This is a genomic window from Paenibacillus sp. SSG-1 (genome assembly GCF_002224835.1).
Taxonomy (GTDB): Bacteria; Bacillota; Bacilli; order Paenibacillales; family Paenibacillaceae; genus Paenibacillus_AQ; species Paenibacillus_AQ favisporus.
Window position 1 is genome coordinate 3,259,904 of sequence record NZ_MBRK01000001.1, and the last position, 21,097, is coordinate 3,281,000.

The following is a 21,097-nucleotide window of genomic DNA, read 5'->3' on the forward strand; positions in this document are numbered from 1 at the left end:
TGCCGGTATACGAAATACCTAATTTTTTCCTTCCATGTTTATAGTAAACCCAGCCTGACAATTGTCAATAACTTGATAGAACCGGGTGTTACCATTACTCAAGAAAGCTGCGCAGAGGACGTGAACACGCAGCAAAAAAACCGCCTGCGCAGAGGCGGTTTCGTCGTCAAGATTAAACTCAGGACATCTCCCGGATACGCCGCTCCGCATCACGGATTACGCGTGCCATATTCGCGGTCATCATGTTATCGGCTTGATCGAAACCGATGTATTCATAACCGTCTACCTCCGGCTTCACCTGACCGCTGTATCGGTCAATAAACGTAGAGGTACAGGCCATTACCTCTATCGGGGGGAGAGATTCCGTTGTCCATAAGAATAGATGAAGGTTTTTGGCTCGGTTATACGGGAACACGCCTAAATCCTTGATTTGATCCGGTTGAATGTTAAGGCCGCTTTCTTCCCGGACTTCCCGGCATGCGGTCTGCTCCGGTGTCTCTCCCTCCTCTGGCATACCTTTTGGCAGATCGTAAAACGTATTGCCCGTGGAATGGCAGGCGAGGAATACGGTACGGTTCGTGATGATGACTCCGACGGATGTTGCAGGCATATCAACATGTTCCTTTCCTGGCGTGGATCATTTATTTTATCTATACGATGCTTCTGTATAAGTATCTATTCTTACCGTTTCTGAGTGATTATTATCGTTTTTCAAATCCCCGCAAAGTTCATTCTCATTGAGTTCATCCAATCCGCAAGTACACCCCTTGCCCGATGCAGCCTTGCCCTGACGGCGCCTTCCGAAATTTCAAGGATTTCCGCGATTTGCTTGACCGACAGGTCCTGATAATAAAACAAATGCACAACCAGTCTTAGCGTATCGTTTAACCGGTCAACCGCCTCCTGCAGGTCGCTCGTTTGATGATCTGCGCCATGAGCAGCGATTGGGTAGTTCGTTTCGGGCAGCTCCCCCATCACAATGGTTCTTTTTCGGAGCCGCAGCACTTGATTGCATTCGTTGATCAAAATCCGGATGATCCAAGTATTGAAAAATTCGGGCTTCTTCAACGTATTTAACGACTTATATGCTTTAAGCAGCGTTTCCTGGATTGCATCCGCACAATCCTCATCACGCTTCACAATAGACTTGGCCAAGCCGTACAGCCGTGATTCCAGTTGGCGTATAAGCTTGACAAAAATATCGAGATCGCCCTCTTGAGCTTTTTTGACTTCCACTACCATATCCAGCAACTTGTTTTCTCTCCTTTTCAAGCACCATCATTAAGATGGATCGGCCATATAAAGCGTGACTTGGATTTGACACAAATGTTGTAGGCCGATAAGATAATTGTAATGTGACTCATTAGTTTTTACAAGAACTTGACGGTCATTCCCGTAACCGGACATCGCGTTTGGAAACGTATCTGAGCTAGACATGAGTAGTGATTGAGCGCCAACGAAGGAGGCGGCACGAATGAGTGTGCTGAAGGAGAAAATTTTGGAGTCGGCAATCCGGCTTTTTGCGGAAAAAGGTTACCAGGCGACTTCAATACAGGATATCGCCGACGATTGCAGCATCGCCAAAGGCTCGCTGTACAAGCATTTCAGTTCGAAAGAGGAACTGTACATCAGCATATTGGAGAAGCGCCAGCAGGACATGATCGATGCGGTCGATCATATCCGGAAAATGCAGCTGCCGACGAAAGAAACCTACCTGGAGGAGCTTGCCTATCAGTTCGATTTTTATGTGGAGCACGGGTACTATATTTCGCGTGACCATAACGAGCTGCCTCCGGTTAATAACGATAAAATCGAAAGCGTTCTGAACGGAATGAGAAGGAGCATGTTCCTGTACTATCAAGATATTCTGCTCCGCCGGTACGGGCCTGGCATCGAGGAGTGGAAGTGGGATGCCACTGCAATGCTGAGCGGTCTAATTCGAGAGTATACCTTTCACCTGTTGTTCGGTTATTTGCCAATCGACAAAAAAAGGTTAGCTGTGTTCATCGCTGAGCGGATGGACGATCTGATGGAGGGGTTGGCAAAACGGCCGGTTCCCTCCCTGCTTACCGACGAGCTCATGACGGAATATTCCCAAATCGATCTCAAGGGCCTGTTTGCATCCCGCGAAGGGAGAAAAGATGCGCTGATCCAAAAAATAGCATCGATCATTCCGGATATCGCCGTACCGAACCAGCGAAAGAATGAACTGGCGGAGGTCGCCGCCATGCTTCGGGAAGAATCCGCGAAGGACCAGCCGAGACGTTTTCTTCAGCTTGCACTCCTTCGCGATTTAGAATCGGAAAGCGAGCTTTCCTTTTATGCGAAGCAGCTTCTTCCCTTGATTTAAGCTATAAATTCAATAAATATTTATAAAAAAATCCATATCTTGAAACATTTTCATATTTCACGACGTCTAGTGCATGAATACCTAAACCATTTGGATACAAGACACAGGAGGGAAAACAACAAATGAAAAAATGGAGTTCTATCACCTTATCGGCCGCCGCCCTTTCGCTGCTGCTGTCTGCTGCCCCGATCTATGCGGCACCCCAATCCATGCCTGCTGAAGCGCAAATCGAAGCATCTTCCGTAAGCTTGGATCCTGCAGTTGAAGCTCAATTGACAAAAGCTCTGAACAAACTCTCAGGCAGCACCAAGATCGAATTTACGAGCGTGGATAAGGATGCAAACGGCCAGCCCCTGTTTATTTACGGAAAACTCAGCGGTCAAATCGATGCCGAGTTTAACCAGCAGTATAATCCGGCAAAGAAACGGGTGGAATCGACCAGCATCATCTATAAATCTTCGAATACCAATGCGGTTATCGGTGCAGCCCTGGCCAATAAAACGGCTGCCTTCTTGAAAACCTATGACACGGATCACAAGTTCAAAACAGAAGCCATCTGGCGAGTTTACTCCCCTTACCAGGATAATGCTCCCCGAAATTATTGGGTTCTGTGGGGGAACAACCAGAGCCTGTACATCGATCTGGATCAAGGGAACCAAATATCGGCCAGCATGACTTATTCATTAGCCTCCGTCAAAGCACAGCTTGCCAATAAAGCGAATCAGTCCCTGAAGACGTTGGGCATCAGCCTCACCAAACCGTTCGAATATGTGCTGCGCGAAAAAACCGGGGACAAGAAATTTGTCTGGAACTTCCGGGACGATGAGGATAACAATCACGTCGTTATCGGGGCAAAAACCGGTAAGGTCTGGGAGATCCAAAATTTACTCGGCCAGGATTGGACGAACGACCAGGACTTCGCCAAATCCTTTGCCAAGCCCGTTCTCAGCAAAAACCAGGCCCTTTCCGCGATCAAGCCCAAAGCCAAGGCTGTGTTCGGGATTCAAATGAAAGGGTACTCGGTGCAGATCAAGAAGAACGAATACATCTTTACAAAGAAAGGCGCAGCCACCATTACCGGAAAGATTAATAAAAAAGGAAAGTTTTATTTCCTCCAGATGACACCGGTGAACGGGATTCGAAACTGATCTCCGGCAGGAGCCTTAGGGCTCCTTTTTTGCTGCCAGAGAACGGATGAGCCAGAACGAAACGTGCTCAGGTCAAAATACCCTAACAGAGTCGTCCATCCCCCTTACCTGTTCGGCGTAATCCGTCGCGCACACTGATGACCGATCCACACGACAGGCAGCACGGTAGCAGCACCAACGGGGATGCTCCAGGCGAGGTCTGAGCCATTTACCAAGCCTGCATCCAGCAGGCGGTAAAATAAGTACATTGAATATGGCAGTGTAACCAGCACCGCGGTCACCACGCCAGGCGTATATCTCCGAAGGTATATGCTCTGCCCCACATGCGTAAATACATGGATAAGCATAATCGTATTAAAGCCTGTAAACAAAAGCATCCAACGATGCTCAGCGGCCAAGTATGTAAATGGGATAAACAAGATAAACTCGAAAAATACGGCTACGGCAAACTGGGAACCGGTGATATTGGAAAAATCTTTGAGGATCCGGCCCGCGCGGTCAGGGACGATCCGGCTGACCTGATCATAATTTCGCCTCATCCAGCCTTCCACCGTAATGATTTCTTCAAAATCATGAATCATAAATGCAGCAAGAAACAACCAAATGAGCGAATTGATGCTCACTGCTTCGTCGATAGCTTCTAACATAACAAGCTTCTCCCCCGTTTCTGCCAAAGTCTAGCTAAATATATTATCGGGCTAGGCGGGAAAATGCTCAAGCAGCGTATCGTTCTCCAAGCCTTTGATGTGAAAGGCAATGCTAGAGCTGAATTCTATTCACTTTGGCAGGGAAAATGGAATTGGATGCATGTCTATCGTTAAAACAGCCGCCCTTTCGGGCGGCTGTTCGCGCATATTCGCTCTATTCGCTTGTATTCGCTTTTTGATCGTTTTTAAGCCTACAGTTGTGCAGCGATTTTATATGCCGTTTGCTCGCCGTTAGCGATACAATCCGGAATGCCGACGCCATAATAGGAACATCCGGCCAGATAGATGTTCGGGAACCGCTCGGCCATTTTCTGTTCCAGATCCTTGACGATGCTGTGGTGCTTGATATGATAATTCGGCATCACATTATGCCACTTCGTGACCTCGTGGGTGACCGGATCGCCGGTAATCCCCAGGCTCTTACGGATATCTTCCAGCGCAACGTTCAGCAGCTCTCCCTCGCTTAGCTGAACCAGCTCATCATAGCGTGGATTGCTGCTTTTGTAAAAGAGTCTGACGAGCAGCTTACGTTCACGGGAGGTATGCTCCCATTTCCGGCTTGTCCATGTGCAGGCATTGCACGTAATGTCGCTGCCATCGGCCGTAATAAAGCCCGTGCCGTCTGCAGGCAGCTCGGCATCCGGAAGATCGAAACCGACGTAAACACTGATCATGGAGCTGTTCTTCAGCTGGTTGAACTCCTGGTCCAATACCGGATCCGCAAGCAGCTGCTGCGCCGCATAGTGCATCGTGCCGAGCACCACATAGTCAGCATCAATCACGCGGCCGTCTGCCAGCGTCACCGCATAACGGCTTCCATCCTTGGCGACGGATTCGGCCCGTACCCCCTTCACGATCTCCGTTCCGGTCAGCTGCTGCTCTAAGGCATCAATCAACGCTGAAACACCGTTTTGGAAGGACATGAACTTTTTTTGCCCGCCGCTTTGAAATTTTGCGCGATTTTCGGACAGCCCTTTGATCAGGCTTCCGTATTCGTTTTTATAATCGATCAAGTAAGGCAGCGTTGATGCGATCGTCAAATCGCTCAGTTTGCCTGAATAAACGCCTGACAAGACGGGCGCGATCTGCTTCTCCACGAACTCCTTTCCAAGAAAGGCTTCCAGAAACGCACCGACCGAATCATTTTTTGTGAAATGCTCATTGGGGGTATACAGGTCTTTCAGGGCTTCCACCTTGCCCTCCGCGGATACCAGCTCGGTTGTGGCAAGCGATTCGATGCTGGTCGGAATCCCAAAGACGGCATCCTTCGGTATCTGCTTCAACCTGCCGTCCGTATAGATGTAGGAAATTCCCGTCGCATTATAGACGACCTGATCCGCCAGGTTCAGTTCCTGAATCAGTGGAGCCACATTCGTTTTCCGGGTCACGATCGAATCGGCGCCGGATTCCATCGTAAAACCGCCGTCGTATACGGTCCGCATTTTTCCGCCCAGCGTCTGTTCCGCTTCAACGAGAATGATGTTCGCCGGCTCCGTCTGCCCGCTGTATTGATTTAAGGTCCGGCGCAAATAATACGCGGCCGACAACCCCGTAATCCCCCCGCCGATAATGACGACTGTTTTCAAGACGCTTCACTCCTGCTTCCAAGATGACTGCATGTTCAACCTTCCCGTAAATTATAACATAGTGCTTCGTACCCGGACTTACCCATTCGTGACGTTAATCGTACAAAAAAACCGCGGAATCCCGCGGAGATTTTCGCCTGCTTCATATTATTTATGCTTAGCTTTCTTCTTAAAACGGTCACGTTCCGTATCAATATCGCCGTCCTTTTGATTGCTCTGAACGACTCCGTAAGCGACATAACTGAGCAGCCCCATAAAGGTGCCGGTGCCCACAACGATATAAATCATCGTAAAAATTTTGCCGAGTCCCGTCTTGGGCATGAAGTCCGGATGACCTACCGTACTTAGCGTCGTGATACAGAAATACAGTGCGTCTATGATGGCTAAGTTTTCTTCCGTAGTATAAAAAATCGTGCCAGAAACAAGCAGCAGAACAATCAAGACAAAGAAAACCTGGAAATTTTTCAGTTTAAACGCATGAAACAGTCCGGTCAGCAGCCGTTTCAAGGTCAAGACAAAGGATATCATGGTTGTTCCGCCTTGTCATAGATATTGGTAAATGAGTCCGCGTTCGGGTGGTGATTCCCCCTTAATATTCCCCTTTTGCCATCCAATAAACCGTGACTTGAGCACGAACTTTGGGGTAGCGTTTTTTACTTTGGCTTAACCTAACGCAGGAGATTTTCACGACCATGGGTCCGGAAAATCATTTATAATGAAAAAGACCTAAACAGAGAAGACTCGTAGGAAGGGAGTTATGTTATGAAACATTTAGCTGTGTATTGCGGATCAAGTTACGGTGCGTCGCCGGCGTATCGGGAAGCGGCAGTCGAGCTGGGCAAAGAAATGGTCCGCCGCGGGTTAACCCTGGTTTACGGGGGATCCAGCGTAGGGATCATGGGCGTACTGGCCGATACGGTTATTGCCGAAGGCGGACAGACCATCGGCGTCATTCCACAGGTGCTGGTAGACCGGGAAATTTCGCATCAAGGGTTGACCGAGCTTCACGTGGTCGGCACGATGCATGACCGGAAGTTTAAAATGGCGGAGCTCGCCGACGCATTCCTCGTGCTTCCGGGTGGACCGGGCACGATGGAGGAGTTTTTCGAGGCGTTCACGTGGGCCCAGATCGGCATTCACCGCAAGCCCATTGGCATGCTGAACGTGAATCGTTATTACGATCCGATGATCTCCCTGTTTGAGCATATGGTACGGGAACAGTTCATGCAGCCGCAGTACCAATCCATGGCCATCATTGAGCCAAATGTGTCTGTATTGCTGGACATGATGAGTAAATATGAAGCACCTGCCGTTAAAAGTTACGTTAAATAAGCCTTAACATACAGACAGCCGCAGTCCGGAGACTGCGGCTGTTGTTCAAGTGGCAACCCGGGTAATGGCAACACCAGGCTCGATCACGTAAATGACTAGTATCGTCTTTGGTTAAGCGGAGTATCCACTTTGCTTTGGAGATGTGCCAAGCGGACCATAATGGTCGCCGCTTCAGCCTTGGTGACCGGCTTCGCCGGGTCGAATTTGCCCCCCACGGCGTCCATCAGTCCGAGCTTCAGCATAAGCGCAACGGCGCCTTTGTCCTGGATCGCATTCGCGTCGGAGAGGGACAACGCCTGTGCATCCTGCTGGAAGAACTTGGACAGACGGTTGTAATGCAGAGCCGTGGTCAGACTGGTGGCCACCGCTTCACGGGTCAGCTTCTGCTCCGGATGCAGCTCCGACGATTTCACGTCTTTCAGCCAGCCTTTATCCAAGAACAGCTGTACCGCTCCAGCGATCGGACTGTCGGCTGGAACGTCGGTAAAGATCGGTTGATACTGGCCCCCATAATAGCCTTGATCCGGGTAAACCCCTTTCGCCATCATTTGGATCCAGTCCCCCAAAGTCAGCTCCGCGTCGGGATGGAGCAAGCCATCTTCACCAGGCGACAATACGCGGTATTCGAGCAGCGTCGCCAAATCCTTGCTTGCCGCGTGGTTTGCCGCATCGCTCGGAAGCGCAGCGCTCTTGTCCTTGTTCGAAATGGGCAGCAGACTTGATGCTTCGGTTTTCCCTGTAATCCCTTCGATATATCCTACGTTCCGGTCTCCGTTCAGCGTTGGAACATACGCCAATCGAACAGTCGGTTCCACGTACGTGTTATCCACTGTGTAACCGCCGCTGCTGATGTACCGCAGCTCCACGCTGAGATCGTCCAGCAGGCGCTGCTGTGCGTTTTTCGCATCAACTTTTGCTGTCAGGGTATCTAACGCTTTGATATCCTTATCCGACAGGTAGGTATCCGCATTGTAGCTTAGCAGCTTGCCGCTGCCGTCAATGGAGACGCTCACCGTCATTCCGTTAACAGGCAAGTCCTTGTAGAAACGCTGGAACACAAATTGATAAACCGTCTTTGTTGCCGTATTCACCGATTTGGCGTCTGACAGTTTCAGAGCTTCGGCGGCATTCGGATAATGGGCCAGCACCAGTTCAATGGCTTTGGCTTGTGCCTGGGCTTCCGTCACGGACGGAGCGGTGGCTTTGGCCGGTTCGGCATCCGGATACTGGAACTCATGGTAGCTCAGCAGCTGCCCTGTGTCGGCGTCCACGTACGCGTACTTGCTGTCATCGCGGTTTATTCCGGCAGTTCTTTTGTTCCAATTCAAGCTCCAGACTTGCTTACCGTTGCCGCCCCAATAATTGCTGAGATTGGATTGGATCTGGTAATCCGGGCCCGGGGCAATGCCTTGAAGCCACTGCAGCACTTCGTCCGAGGTCAGCTGCCCGCCTTTGTTCGGGGTGAACAATTTACCGGAAGCCTTTAAAGCGGTGTAGCTAACCGCTTGGCTTGGGCCTTCCAAATCCTTGCCAAAAATGGTATCGATCCGCTTCCCGGAATTGGCATCCATCGGCTCCAATGTCCGGTCTGGAACATAACCGATCTTCCATTCCCGGTTGGCGGACGTATCGTACAGCGAGGTGGACGGTATGTATGCCAGCGTTACGGACAAGCCCTGCTCAAGTCTCTTCTCCGCATCTTCCTTGCTGATGGTGGCTTTGGCCGCTGGATAATCCCCCTGGTAAGTAATGCGGTTAAAGCGGACGATATTTCCGTTGCCGTCCACATCCAGGCTCACAGACTCATTGTCGGCAGGAATCCCATTGACGTCAATCGTGTATGAAAATGAATACTGAACCGGTCCGAACAACGCCTTGTTGGATGAATAGAGGTTCTGGTTTGACGGTTTCATCGTACCTGCTTTAATGGAAGGAGCCGCTTTGGGTATAAACGCCTCGGCGATTTTCTGAGCTTCCTGCTCGGAAACCGCCGGCGGGTAATAGGCTGTGTTGGAATCGTCTAACGGGTACATATATGGATAACTATAACTGAGAATATCTCCTGTAATCGCATCCACTTCGGTACTGAAGCCCATCGAGTGGTTCCCCTGTTGAATCGTCCAATTCTGCTCCCATACCTTCTTCGTGTTGGATGGGTACACGTTCTGCTCACCATAGGTTACTCCGTTCAGCTTTGCATCCTTCAATTCAGGAAACAAAGACCTAATACGCGATTCCGCTTGGGCTTTCGTAATTTTGGCGTCTGCCGGATTGAGTCCCTTCGAGGCTGCGGAGCCGCTGTCCTGGGACGCTGAAACTACCGAATCCTTCGCAACGGAAGTTCCGCTGGCTGTATCCGCTGATGCCAACAAAGGCACCTGCAGCAGACTGAGTCCAAGTGTGCCTGCAAGCACCTTTTTGGCTACAGATGTGTTTCTTAAGCTCCTCTCCTTTGCCTGATTTTTTGGCATGCCCGCGGCATGTTGTTGTTCGTCCATCCTTCTTCCTCCCTATTATACCAATATAAACCATTTTGATTATAACATGGGACGTTAGAGAATTGGCTTCCAATTTGGATTTTTCAGGAAAATTTTGTGCCGCAGCATCTTGTGCTAAGCAGAAAGACCGTTTATGCTATAATCAGTTAAACGCCGGAAGCTTAGATTTACCGTGAAGTTAGACACCGGTTTCCAGGCGAACATGAAAACGATGGAGGAATCTACAGATGAAAAGAATGAAGACGATCGATTCCGGGAAGCCGCAAAAGGTTTCCAGCGATCCGGTTCTCGGGGGGCGTAAATCCTGGAGCCGCAAACCGGTGACACAGGTAGTCAGCAATAAGAAAGCAGAACAGCGCCGATCGTGGTGCCGAAAAGGCACGGACGACGGCGCTTTTTTAATGGGAAATCAGAGAATATACATTTAGCGTATGAATCGAACCATCCGGGACGAAGCGGGATTAATAAGCCGTCCAGCCGGCGTCCGCTGTAATGACCGTACCGTTTACAAAGCTGGAATCGTCCGAGGCGAGGAACAAAGCGACCTTTGCGATTTCATCCGGCTTGCCGGTTCTTGGATTCACGCCCATGCCTGCCATCGCTTGCTGCACACCAAGCGCGTTCATATCCATACTAGGCGTATCGGACATAATGTTGGTCTCCACACCGCCCGGAGCGATCGCGTTGCAGCGAATGCCGAGCTTCGCGTACTGGTAGCCGACATTTTTGGTCAATCCAATCACGGCATGCTTGGACGCCGTATAAGCTGCCCCTGCCCGGGATCCAAACAATCCGCCGACAGATGCCGTATTGACGATGACGCCTTTTCCCTGCTTGACCATAATTGGAAGCGCTTTGCGGATCGCCCGCATCGGGCCTGTCGTATTTACGGCGAAGACACGCTCCCAAAGTTCGTCGGTTACTTCGGCCGCTGCCACCATTTTATCCATAATTCCCGCATTGTTGACCAGCACGTCCAGCGATCCGTACTGATTCACTGCGGTATCGATCATGTTCTGCACGTCTTCTTCCTTGGCAACATTCGCGATGACCCCAACTGCGGTACCGCCCTGCTGCTGAATTTCCGCAACGACTTGGTCAAGAGAGGCCTGGGAGATATCAGCGAGAACCAGTTTGGCGCCTTCCTTAGCGAATAAAAGAGCCATTTCCTTTCCCATTCCTGATCCGGCACCTGTAATAACCGTTACTTTGTCTTGTAGCTTCATGACCAACCTACCTCCAACCTTTGAATTAGACAACACATTGTCTATAATCATTATAGCGCCCGTCCAATTTAGCGATCAAACGTCAATCTGGCCGAAAATGTCTATTTTACAGCGTTTTCAATATCATCTGGAGGATATTAGACATATGAACAAACGAGTCACCTACACCCAGCACTATCTATCCGAGGCTTTAATCAGCCTTATGGCGGAAAAGGACTACGCTTCAATCACCATCCGTAACATTGTGGAAAAAGCGGGCGTGAACCGTTCGACCTTCTATCTTCATTATTACGACAAGGATGACCTGCTGAACCAAACCGCATCCGGCATTCTTACGGCGCTTCGCAGCGCGATGCGCAATCCTTCCTATACCCATGAGTCGGCCAGGAAGGATTATGAGGAATCCGGTAAACCGATTTCTTCAGCCGTTGCCTTGTTTGAGCATATCCGTCAGCATGCGGCATTCTACACCATCATGATGAATGTTAAGGATTTCCCTGTCCAGCTGGACCAGGTGATCAAGAGCGAATTGCTCGCTTTCACGACAGACGCGCTCCAGGCTTCCTTCTCCTCCGGCGGGATGATGGGGCTCATTTACTATTGGCTGAACCATCAAATGCAAGAGACAGCTGAGGAGATGGCCCTATGGCTTACGCGCGCCGCGCTGTATCCGCTGAATCGGCCGGAGGCGTAACCCGTAGGACCGACCTTTATCCCCTTCTGCACCCTTCTCAATGAATGCTAGCCAAACTTGATCACGAACCTATGAATCCATTTTCTATAATCCATTTGCAGGGCTGCCGTGGCTCTCAAGCGTCTAATGAATATGATGTCACTGGTCAACGGCAGTGAAGTGGATCGTGAGCAGCGCCCCCCCGACTTAAGTCCAGTTTGAGACTGGTCCACGGGCCGTTTTGTTTGAACGCATGAAAGCATACACTGTTACTATAGCAGGTTCATTACATAAGCTTACCCACTTATAACATAAGCAAACTTTTTTATAGAAACGAGGCTCGCTCTCTAGCGAAGCCCAAAATTAATCTAGGTAGAAGGTGAACAATCGTGCAAAAGAAGCGTGTACTCATATTATCCGAGGGATTCGGCAGCGGTCATACCCAGGCGGGTTATGCGCTGGCTGCTGGCATGAAGGAAATTCAACCCAATGTGCATACGAAGGTGATTGAGCTTGGCTCTTTTCTGAATCCTACCGTAGCTCCATGGATCTTGTCGGCTTACCGTCTCACGGTAAGCACCAATCCGGCCCTTGTCGGCATGCTTTATCGAAAACAGCATGACAAACCGCTGAAGCGTCTGACCGCTTTGGCGCTCCATAAATTGTTCTACAATCATACGGCTGATGTGATCCGTCAGCTGAGACCCGACCTCATCGTCTGCACCCATCCGATCCCCAGCGCAATCATCGGACGGCTGAAGGCTTCCGGACTGGACGTTCCGCTCTGCACGGTCATTACCGATTACGACGCACACGGCTCCTGGATGAACCGTCAGGTGGACCAGTTTCTCGTATCGACGGAATCCGTCCGCCGGATTTTGTTGAAACGCGGGGTTCATCCAAACAGCGTGAACGTAACCGGCATCCCGGTCCATCCAACGTTTTGGACGAAGGAAGATAAAGCGATTGTAAGGCGGAAGCTGAAGCTGAAAAACATGCCGACAGTCTTCATTATGGGCGGAGGCTGGGGATTGGTCGCAAACAAGGAGCTGTTCTACCAGCTCGCCCAGTGGAAGGACCGCGTACAGCTCGTGTTCTGTGTCGGGAATAACCAGAAGCTGCTAACCAAATTAAAGAGCTCGCCTGCATTCTCGCATCCGAATATCGTAGTGATCGGGCAGACGAAGGAAGTCAGCAAATGGATGGATGCCTCCGACCTGCTCATTACAAAGCCGGGCGGGATGACCTGCACCGAAGCGATGGCCAAAGGGCTGCCCATGCTGTTCTGTGAGTCGATTCCGGGCCAAGAGGAGAAAAACTGCGAATATTTTGTCAGCGGCGGCTATGGGGAAGTCCTGAGCCCGCTTGTCCTGGACCGGTGGCTGCATGCCATCAGCACCGGCGGTACCGCTGCCGCACCTCACGGCTTCCGCATGAGCCCGTACCATTCCGCTCCACGCGAGGTTTACCGGCCGGAACGGTGCGCGGAGGAGCTCGTAGAACTGCTGAACGCACGCACGGCCGGCGCAAGACCGGCGGAGCTGCGACGCAGTCTCTGGGCCAGCATGTAATGCAGTTCCGTGCTTACGATCATAAGAAAAACGTCTATCGACGTACCTTCAAAGAAGACAGACCGCGTCTAGAGGAAGTTTTTCTTGCGAGATCAGGAAGCAGAAGCTCCGAAAGTTATACTTTTCTGATCTCTTAAAAAAAACGTCTATCGACGTACCTTCAAAGAAGACAGACCGCGTTTAGCTGAAGTTTTTCTTGCGAGATCAGGAAGCAGAAGCTCCGAAACTTATACTTTTCTGATCTCTTAAAAAAAACATCTATCGACGTACCTTCAAAGAAGACAGACCGCGTTTAGCTGACGTTTTTCTTGCGAGATCAGGAAGCAGAAGCTCCGAAACTTATACTTTTCTGATCTCTTAAACAAAGAAGGAATGCGCTCATCAGCGCATTCCTTCTTTTTGCATTACACGTGGTGAACCAGTCCCCTGGCCCTTCCTATTCCTAACATTTTATACGGATTGATGCTTTTTCACTTGTACATCTTCCGCCGCTGCCTGGATAAGCTCCTGGTCTCTCTGAATCCGTTCCTCGACCAGCTGTACCGCCTGCTCAACCGACCCGATGGCAAGTACCGGTTCCTGATGGAAAGCTTCACCGTAGGCCTCGGTCGTATGCGCATATCTCGGATCGTAATAGTATTCCAGCAGCAGTCTCACGGCTGCCCCATAATTTCCTTGCTGCATGCTGAATTCGATTTCCTGGGCGATCGGTGTATGAATCCGCGACTTGATCTTTGAGAAAGCAAGCAGGCTTTCCGCAGGATACTCCCACGGGCGGTAATCGTCCAAAATGTGCTTCACCCGCAGCTCGACCGGCGCTTCGAGCACGATATGCCGCCCCAGCTCTTTCTTCTGGACCAGAAATTCAGGCAGGACCACCTTTCCGATCCGCTTGCTCTCCGCCTCAAGCAGAATGTACGGAGAATCCTGATATCGGATCAGGGACTCCACCAGCAGGGCATCGAAGGTCTTCTGGTTGCTGCTCTTCAGGCCAATCTCGCCGAAAATGGAACCGCGGTGCCCCGCCATCCCTTCAAGATCAACGACCGGGTAGCCCTTCTCCTGCAGTTGCCGGAGAATCAAGGTTTTCCCCGTACCGGTGTTGCCATGGATCACGTACACGTCCGGAGCAAAATCCATGCTCTGAAGCGTGTCGACCACCCATTTCCGGTAAGTCCGGTAGCCGCCCTCAAGCCGGTGCACATGAATGCCCATCAGGGACAGCACCGTTGCCGTCGTACGGCTCCGCATGCCGCCGCGCCAGCAGAATACCGCCTTATTCCCTTGAATTTCAGCAAATTGCTTTACGAAGGAAGGCAGCTTTGCGGACACAATCTCGAGGCCCCGCTCCTTTGCAGCCTGGGTGCTCACCTGCTTGTACAGCGTGCCGATCTCCGCCCGCTCTTCATCATTGAAGAAAGGGATGTTGATGCTTCCCGGAATCGTTGATTCCGCATACTCGGACGGGGACCGGACATCGATGACGGTGATTTCATTTTTCGCTCTCAGTTCATTAAGCTTCTCGATCTGTATATCCTGAAACATGATACAGCTCCTTACTCAATCACAATTTGCCCGCTATGTTTTGCGGTAACCTCACCTATAAGTTTCGCTTCCACGCCGGCATCCACCAGCTCCTGAAGCAGACGCTCCGCTTCATCCGGGCCTACGGAAATGAGCAAGCCGCCGGAGGTAACCGCGTCGCACAAAATGTACCGGTCCGTCTCGTCCATCGCTTCCGGGAAAATCACATGGTCCTGCACATGCGCATAGTTATTTTTGGATCCGCCTGGAACCAGTCCCTGCTCCGCAAGCTCACGAACCCGCGGCAGGACGGGAACCTCCTGCTTGCGAATCCGGATTTCCACCCCGCTGCCTTTGGCCATCTCAAGCGAGTGGCCCATTAAGCCGAACCCGGTGACATCGGTGCAGGCATGGACTTCATAGCCGTCCATAATTTCTGCCGCTTTCTTGTTCAGCGTCGACATGACTTCCGTCACCCGCCGGATTTCTTCCGGGGTGAGCTGATCTTTCTTGATCGAAGTAGTCATGATGCCCACGCCGATCGGCTTGGTCAGGATGAGCTTGTCTCCGGGCCGAGCTCCCGCGTTGCTTCTTACTTTATCAGGATGCACCAGTCCGGTGACCGATAAACCGAATTTCGGCTCTTTGTCGTCAATTGAATGTCCGCCAACGAGCGTGGCGCCCGCTTCCTTGACTTTGTCCCCCGCTCCGCGGAGAATTTCGGTCAGCACGCGTTTATCCAGCGTGGAGATTGGGAAGGCGACGATATTGAGCACCGTCAGCGGTTTTCCGCCCATCGCATAAATATCGCTTAACGCATTCGCCGCGGCGATTTGACCAAAAGAATACGGATCGTCCACGATCGGCGTGAAGAAATCAAGCGTCTGTACAAGCGCCAAATCGTCATTCAGCTTGTATACACCGGCGTCATCGCTCGTATCGAGCCCGACCAGCAGATTCGGATCATGCGCTGCCGGCGGCAGGCCGCGAAGCACCTGGCTCAGATCGGCAGGGCCGATTTTGCAGCCGCATCCGCCCTTGCTGGAATAAGATGTTAATTTAATATTCAAATCGGAATCCATAATCATGACACAACCCTTCTATATTCATCATTGGCATCAGCCTGATATTTTGTTAAACCCGCAAATTCCATCGTACACATCGCTGAAAAAAAACGCAAATGAGCCTTGCCTTGGTGCGATACAGCTTCCATTTGGACAAACCCAACAAAGAACAGCAGAATGTCATGATCAGAAGCATAAACTGGGCTCCCTTCATAACTTTCTGCTGTTTATTGCAGCCTGCTTTATCTGGATACCGGAACCGCGCTTCCAAAGTACTGCTCGAGCGTGATATCCTTCTTCGTCACGTTTTCGGCAATGTCTTTGCCGACGTAGCGGATATGCCACGGCTCGTATTTGTAGCCGGTAATCGATTCTTTTCCTTCCGGATAACGGATTATAAAGCCATATTCGTAAGCATGGTCAGCCAGCCATTTCGCTTCCTTCGTGCCGGCAAAGCAGCTCTCTGCGGCGCATTTGCCATCGGTTCCCGACACGTCAATGGTCAGACCGGTTTGATGCTCGCTGTGGCCCGGACGAGCGCTGTAGGTATCCGCCGCTTTGACGCCGTCCCGATCCACATAGTTATTATACAGCGTCGTCTGACGGGATTCGGAACGGTAGCCCGATACACCGGCCAAGTATACGCCGTCCTGCTTGGCAGCGTCAAACAGCTCTTTCAGAGCGTCTGCAGCCACTTTGCGCATTTTGCGCTTATCTATTTTTTCTGAAAACGTGAAAGGCACATCCGGATAGACGAGATCCGGCGGAACGTAACCTTCCGGCAAACGGTACGTTTTGTTGACGAGTACCGTATCGCTCGTCGGATTGGATACGACATGCTCAACGTCGTACGTATTGACAAAATCACTGCTGGAAGGCGCACCGCCAGTCTGCTCGTCTGCTCCCTTTCCAGTATCCTGGCCTGAATTGCCGCCGGTTGCAGCGGAATCCTTGCCGTCATCCGGTTGTCCGGCATTCTGACCGGTCGTGCCGTCACCGTCGCCTCCCGTTGCATCGCTGCCGGTACCGCTCGTGCCTTCCGTATCCGATGTGCTGCCGTTATCCGATGCAGTATCTCCGTCTCCGCTCGTGCCTTCCGGATCTACTGTACCGCCATTATCGCTTTGGTCTCCGCCGCCCTGCTGGGCGAGAGCCGGAGGATTCTGTACGGTCGCCTCATCCTTGGCCGTTCCTCTGCTGTTCGCAAAATAGATCAGCGCGCCGCCGACAATGATGACCGCGACGATCAATGTTGCCCATTTTCGCATCTGTTCACCTCAAATAATACCGCGTGATTCAAGACCACGGCTTTCTATCAGTCTATAAATCTATCATACCCGGATCTATTATACGACATATTGGAGGAAGATACGACAAAAAAAGCCCCGATCTTTTCGATCAGGACTCATCCAACGCTAAAATATGTACGCTCCTTAGGGGACAGGTCTTATTCCGAACCTTTCAGCCGTTTTTGCATAAAGACAAGCTCGTGGGCCAGCCGCTCAATCCGCTCCAACACGTTCGGATCCGTAATCTCTTTATATTCGTTAAAATGATCATCATGGACGTAGACATAGCCTGGTGCCACATAAGAACGGAAAAATCCAGCGATCGGCTTCAGCTGGTTCTCAATCACCAGATAATGCTGGTACGTTCCGCCTGTGGCGACGAATCCTACGACCTTTTGCTGCAGCGCCGTGACCGGAATCAGGTCGAACAGGTTTTTCAGCACGCCGGACATCGACGCCTGATAGATCGGTGTGCCGATCAAGCAAAAATCGCTGGAAATGACCGCATCGATCACTTTTTTCGTGTCGCCAGTATATGCCGATGGATCGCGTCCGTCACAGAACTGCACATCGTAATCTTTCATATCGAGCAGCTCCGTCTCCACATCGGGATACTGCTTCTTGACCTCTTCCAGCACTTTGTTCACCACAAGAGCCGTCTTGCTGCCGATGATCGCGCCAGATATTCCAACCAGCTTCATGATGTTAACTCCTTTTCTGTTTGTAGTTTCCTTAATATTCGACTTCACCTTCATCCGTATTGACGAAAAAGAATGCGGTCATCGCAAGCCGCTCCATCATTTGCTGGCGCAGCATTTCATCCTCAATAACCTCTTCCATGGCTTGCTGCATGCAGCCGATCCAAGCTTCCGCGCGCTTTGGCGTGATGGCAAACGGAAGATGCCTAGCCCGCATGCGGGGATGGCCCATCTGCATCGTGTATAACTGAGGTCCTCCGAAATACTGGGTCAAAAACATTTCCTGCTTCTTCATGACAGGCAATATATTCTCCGGAAACAGCGGAGCAAGCAGCGGGTGCTCCACCACTTTGGGATAAAAGGCTTCCACCAGCGCCTTCATCGTGTCTGCGCCGCCCATTTGCTCATAAAAAGACGTCGGGCGCGCTTCCCGGTTCCCCTGATCCGCCCGTTGTCCGGGATCCTGATTCATATTCGAGTCCAATGGGGAATTGAACCTCCCTTCACGGGTGTGACCCCCTAATTAGTAAACATAAACGTATACTAATTATTATAATTGAGCGTTCCCTTTGTCAATACTTGTTCCGTAAATATTCTTTACTTTATATACATATATGTTGACTATATTACCCGTGTGAACTACAATTACTCTGATAATAGTACATACCTGTTCTGTAATGGGAAAACACGACGGGAACAGATCCGTAAAAGGGCTAGACATCGCCGGTTTTATCTACAGGAGGTCTGTACTGCTGCTTTGAGCCATACTGTAATAGGGATAGAATGGACTGAAGAAACTTACGTTTCATGCACCAGTTCAATCTATCATAGATAGAGAATGAAGGTGATCAACCATGACCAAAGAAGACCTGGTCGCTGCCCTGACCCATTTGAAAGACCATGAGCATGAGCGCCCCCTTGCTGAGCTCGGCTTGATCCGCGATATTACAATCAATAAGGATCATGCCGCTCTATCGGTCCTTCTGGATCCCGACCTGTCCGCAAGCAAAGAGAGCATCGGGGAACAGATTGTCAGCGCCTTGAAGGGAATCGGCATCGCGGACGTGCATATCCGGTTTAAAGCCATTTCAAATGAAGAAAAAAATGATATTATAGCAATTAAGCTGAATAAATCGGTACGCCGTGCACCAACGCTGATGAATTCCCCGCTCGTCGCCGCCGATTCTGGCGTGACGTTCATCGCGATCGCCAGCGGCAAAGGCGGCGTCGGCAAATCAACGGTAACCGTCAACCTGGCTGCGGCACTGGCCAAGCAGGGTAAACGCGTAGGAATCATCGACGCGGATGTCTATGGTTACAGTATTCCGGAAATGATGGGAATTCATGATCTTCCGAAGAAGCATAATAACCGAATCGTACCGGTAGAACGGCACGGAATCAAGGTTATTTCGACCGGATTTTTCGTACAAGGCAACAAGCCCGTCGTCTGGCGCGGCCCGATGCTGGGCAAGATGCTCAGCACGTTCCTGAATGAAGTGGAATGGGGTCAGCTCGATTTCATCGTGTTGGACCTTCCTCCGGGTACAGGTGATATTGCCTTGGATGTTCACAATAAAATTCCGCAGTGCTCGGAAATTTTGGTGACCACGCCCCACCCTACTGCCAATCATGTTGCTGCAAGGGCCGGTGAGATGGCGATTCAGACCAACCATCCGATCCTCGGAGTCATCGAGAACATGTCTTATTTTACCGACCCCTCCGGTCAGCGGCATGATCTGTTCGGCACAGGCGGCGGAGCTGCTCTCGCGGAGCAGCTCAACACCAAGCTGCTGGCCGAGATCCCGCTTTCTGCGCCCGGCCAGTCGGCGGACCCGGAGAAGTCCCCGGCCGTATTCGGGGATGACAGCGAGCAATGGCGTATTTTTATGAATTTAGCTCAGAGAATTATTAACCATGATATTTAATTAATTTGAAAGGGTGAAACAAATGTCTTATGTAATTACTTCGGCCTGCATAGACGAAAAAGCGGCTGATTGCGTGGATGTATGTCCTGTCGATTGTATCGAGGAAGGTCCGGATCAATATTTTATTGACTCGGATATTTGCATCGAATGCGGTGCTTGCGAAGTTGCCTGCCCGGTAGGTGCGGTATACTATGATACCGATCTTCCGGAAGAAGAAAAACATATGATCCAAAAAGCGGAAAACTTCTACAAATCCAAATAATTGACGATTTGCGATTGGTTCAGCCTGTTGATTTCCAAATCGACAGGCTGTTTATACTTTGAATTCATTTTTACAAAGAAATGTATGGCCCGGATCAGTGAATAGGCGGTGTTAACATGAATCAACAGCTGGATATTTCAACCAGGGACAAAATACTGCAGATGCTGAAAACCAAAGGCGAACTCAGTGCAAAGGAAATTACGGAGTTTATTGGTATCACCAGCATGGCGGTCAGACGCCATATCAACACGCTAGAAAAAGAAGGCTTGATCGAATCCAAGACGATTCGGCAGCCGATGGGAAGGCCTTCCGCGATCTATCGTCTGACAGAGCAGGCTGAAGACTTTTTTCCCAACAAGTATCATTCGCTTACGCTGGATCTTCTCGGGGAACTCGAGCAGGATGCAGGGACGGAAATGGTGAACCACCTCTTTGACCGTCGGGGCGAATCGCTGCTGAAAAACCATGCCGGTAAAATGGAAGGCAAGGACTTTGCCGAAAAGGTCGAACAGCTGGCCGAAATTCAAAACGAAAACGGCTATATGGTTGAGCTTCAAAAAAACAATGAAGATGAATATACCTTATTCGAGCATAATTGTCCGATATCGCAAATTGCGAAAAAATACAATCATGCATGCGACTGCGAGCTGAAGCTGTTCGAATCGCTGCTCGGGGCCGAGGTATCCCGCGACGAGTGCCTCGCCATGGGCGACCGAAAATGTGTCTATAAAATCCGCAAAGCCCACCGATGATTCGCAAGGTCTGCCACAAACCTCTCATTTGGGATGAGATCGCTGTGTGTGGATAAGCTTGCGGATCTTTTTTGTGCGATCGGAATGATAAGTTTTTTATTTCAGCCCCGCAATTTCACATACCCCCGGTTCATTCTTCATACCTTGAATTGTGCCATTCTGTTATTCAGGTCCTTTCTTTCGTCTCTTCCGGATTTGACACAAAGGGGGTGATCATATTCCTCTAATCGTTAGAGCAACTTTCAATGCTACGGGAGCGATCACGTTTACCGGGAATACCCTCGGGCTCAGCCGATCGGACACGACGGGCGTTCCGGGAACGCTCGACAGTATTGGCGCGTTTGCGACGACCAACACCAGCTCGGTTTTTGGAAGCTATCCGGCAGGAACGACGAACGCTTTTCAGAGCAACAGCTCTTCAGCTGTATTATCCCTTCCCACTGGAAGTACGGTATTATATGCCGAACTGATCTGGGGCGGATCTTACATTAT

21 protein-coding genes are annotated in these 21,097 nt (G+C 50.6%); 9 read left to right on the forward strand and 12 right to left on the reverse strand.

Annotation, left to right across the window (positions count from 1 at the left end; all coding sequences use genetic code 11):
- Window positions 1-178 precede the first annotated feature (178 nt).
- Together BCV73_RS15060 and BCV73_RS15065 are read right to left on the reverse strand one after the other, a co-directional pair.
- Entirely contained in the window at window positions 179-610 is a 432-nt protein-coding gene (locus BCV73_RS15060) for an NUDIX domain-containing protein (protein ID WP_089547744.1), read from the reverse strand.
- A 101-nt stretch (window positions 611-711) separates the two neighbouring features.
- Window positions 712-1,242 (reverse strand): sigma-70 family RNA polymerase sigma factor, encoded by a 531-nt coding sequence (locus BCV73_RS15065; protein WP_089550263.1) that lies wholly within the window; start codon window positions 1,240-1,242, stop codon window positions 712-714.
- Between the two features lie 232 nt (window positions 1,243-1,474).
- On the opposite strand from BCV73_RS15065, the gene BCV73_RS15070 reads away from it, so the two are divergent.
- Window positions 1,475-2,350, forward strand: a complete 876-nt coding sequence (locus tag BCV73_RS15070; protein ID WP_089547745.1) for a TetR/AcrR family transcriptional regulator — start codon at window positions 1,475-1,477, stop codon at window positions 2,348-2,350.
- 122 nt (window positions 2,351-2,472) lie between these two features.
- Window positions 2,473-3,498 carry a hypothetical protein gene (locus BCV73_RS15075; RefSeq protein ID WP_089547746.1) on the forward strand — a complete coding sequence of 342 codons (1,026 nt, stop codon included), beginning with the start codon at window positions 2,473-2,475 and terminating at the stop codon, window positions 3,496-3,498.
- A 104-nt stretch (window positions 3,499-3,602) separates the two neighbouring features.
- Here the strand turns inward: BCV73_RS15075 and BCV73_RS15080 are convergent, their stop codons facing one another.
- The 3 genes from BCV73_RS15080 to BCV73_RS15090 form a co-directional block, all read right to left on the reverse strand.
- Window positions 3,603-4,145, reverse strand: a complete 543-nt coding sequence (locus BCV73_RS15080; RefSeq protein WP_089547747.1) for an HXXEE domain-containing protein — start codon at window positions 4,143-4,145, stop codon at window positions 3,603-3,605.
- A gap of 251 nt (window positions 4,146-4,396) precedes the next feature.
- Window positions 4,397-5,791 carry a protoporphyrinogen oxidase gene (locus BCV73_RS15085; RefSeq protein WP_076164379.1) on the reverse strand — a complete coding sequence of 465 codons (1,395 nt, stop codon included), beginning with the start codon at window positions 5,789-5,791 and terminating at the stop codon, window positions 4,397-4,399.
- 147 nt (window positions 5,792-5,938) lie between these two features.
- The gene (locus tag BCV73_RS15090; RefSeq protein ID WP_089547748.1) at window positions 5,939-6,319 is read right to left on the reverse strand and encodes a potassium channel family protein; all 381 of its coding nucleotides are present in this window, start codon (window positions 6,317-6,319) and stop codon (window positions 5,939-5,941) included.
- 234 nt (window positions 6,320-6,553) lie between these two features.
- Between BCV73_RS15090 and BCV73_RS15095 the strand changes: the two genes are divergently transcribed.
- A complete protein-coding gene (locus BCV73_RS15095; RefSeq protein ID WP_089547749.1) occupies window positions 6,554-7,123 on the forward strand; it encodes an LOG family protein in 570 nt (189 codons plus the stop codon).
- 95 nt (window positions 7,124-7,218) lie between these two features.
- Here the strand turns inward: BCV73_RS15095 and BCV73_RS15100 are convergent, their stop codons facing one another.
- Window positions 7,219-9,621, reverse strand: a complete 2,403-nt coding sequence (locus tag BCV73_RS15100) for a YcdB/YcdC domain-containing protein (protein WP_089547750.1) — start codon at window positions 9,619-9,621, stop codon at window positions 7,219-7,221.
- 227 nt (window positions 9,622-9,848) lie between these two features.
- On the opposite strand from BCV73_RS15100, the gene BCV73_RS15105 reads away from it, so the two are divergent.
- Window positions 9,849-10,049, forward strand: coding sequence for a hypothetical protein (locus BCV73_RS15105; RefSeq protein WP_089547751.1), 201 nt, complete (start codon window positions 9,849-9,851; stop codon window positions 10,047-10,049).
- Window positions 10,050-10,082: 33 nt separating this feature from the next.
- Here BCV73_RS15105 and BCV73_RS15110 read toward each other — a convergent pair whose 3' ends face one another.
- Window positions 10,083-10,847 carry an SDR family oxidoreductase gene (locus BCV73_RS15110; RefSeq protein WP_076164369.1) on the reverse strand — a complete coding sequence of 255 codons (765 nt, stop codon included), beginning with the start codon at window positions 10,845-10,847 and terminating at the stop codon, window positions 10,083-10,085.
- A gap of 145 nt (window positions 10,848-10,992) precedes the next feature.
- Here BCV73_RS15110 and BCV73_RS15115 point away from each other — a divergent pair, with 145 nt between their 5' ends.
- Both BCV73_RS15115 and BCV73_RS15120 read left to right on the forward strand, forming a co-directional pair.
- A complete protein-coding gene (locus BCV73_RS15115) occupies window positions 10,993-11,541 on the forward strand; it encodes a TetR/AcrR family transcriptional regulator (protein ID WP_163875822.1) in 549 nt (182 codons plus the stop codon).
- 368 nt (window positions 11,542-11,909) lie between these two features.
- Window positions 11,910-13,091, forward strand: coding sequence for an MGDG synthase family glycosyltransferase (locus tag BCV73_RS15120; RefSeq protein WP_089547753.1), 1,182 nt, complete (start codon window positions 11,910-11,912; stop codon window positions 13,089-13,091).
- Between the two features lie 450 nt (window positions 13,092-13,541).
- Here the strand turns inward: BCV73_RS15120 and mnmH are convergent, their stop codons facing one another.
- The 5 genes from mnmH to BCV73_RS15145 form a co-directional block, all read right to left on the reverse strand.
- On the reverse strand, window positions 13,542-14,636 hold the full coding sequence (gene mnmH / locus BCV73_RS15125; protein WP_089547754.1) for a tRNA 2-selenouridine(34) synthase MnmH: 1,095 nt from the start codon (window positions 14,634-14,636) through the stop codon (window positions 13,542-13,544).
- An 11-nt stretch (window positions 14,637-14,647) separates the two neighbouring features.
- Window positions 14,648-15,703 carry a selenide, water dikinase SelD gene (selD, locus tag BCV73_RS15130; protein WP_089547755.1) on the reverse strand — a complete coding sequence of 352 codons (1,056 nt, stop codon included), beginning with the start codon at window positions 15,701-15,703 and terminating at the stop codon, window positions 14,648-14,650.
- Window positions 15,704-15,921: 218 nt separating this feature from the next.
- A complete protein-coding gene (locus BCV73_RS15135) occupies window positions 15,922-16,947 on the reverse strand; it encodes a M15 family metallopeptidase (RefSeq protein ID WP_089547756.1) in 1,026 nt (341 codons plus the stop codon).
- A gap of 179 nt (window positions 16,948-17,126) precedes the next feature.
- Window positions 17,127-17,669, reverse strand: coding sequence for an NADPH-dependent FMN reductase (locus BCV73_RS15140; protein WP_089547757.1), 543 nt, complete (start codon window positions 17,667-17,669; stop codon window positions 17,127-17,129).
- Window positions 17,670-17,700: 31 nt separating this feature from the next.
- Window positions 17,701-18,066, reverse strand: coding sequence for a globin domain-containing protein (locus BCV73_RS15145; RefSeq protein ID WP_234489955.1), 366 nt, complete (start codon window positions 18,064-18,066; stop codon window positions 17,701-17,703).
- 454 nt (window positions 18,067-18,520) lie between these two features.
- Between BCV73_RS15145 and BCV73_RS15150 the strand changes: the two genes are divergently transcribed.
- From BCV73_RS15150 to BCV73_RS15160, 3 genes are all read left to right on the forward strand, one after another.
- Window positions 18,521-19,591 carry an Mrp/NBP35 family ATP-binding protein gene (locus BCV73_RS15150; protein WP_089547758.1) on the forward strand — a complete coding sequence of 357 codons (1,071 nt, stop codon included), beginning with the start codon at window positions 18,521-18,523 and terminating at the stop codon, window positions 19,589-19,591.
- Window positions 19,592-19,613: 22 nt separating this feature from the next.
- Window positions 19,614-19,853: an indolepyruvate ferredoxin oxidoreductase subunit alpha gene (locus tag BCV73_RS15155; protein WP_076171713.1), complete on the forward strand. Its 240-nt coding sequence runs from the start codon at window positions 19,614-19,616 to the stop codon at window positions 19,851-19,853.
- Between the two features lie 116 nt (window positions 19,854-19,969).
- A complete protein-coding gene (locus BCV73_RS15160) occupies window positions 19,970-20,605 on the forward strand; it encodes a helix-turn-helix transcriptional regulator (RefSeq protein WP_089547759.1) in 636 nt (211 codons plus the stop codon).
- Window positions 20,606-21,097: the final 492 nt, after the last annotated feature.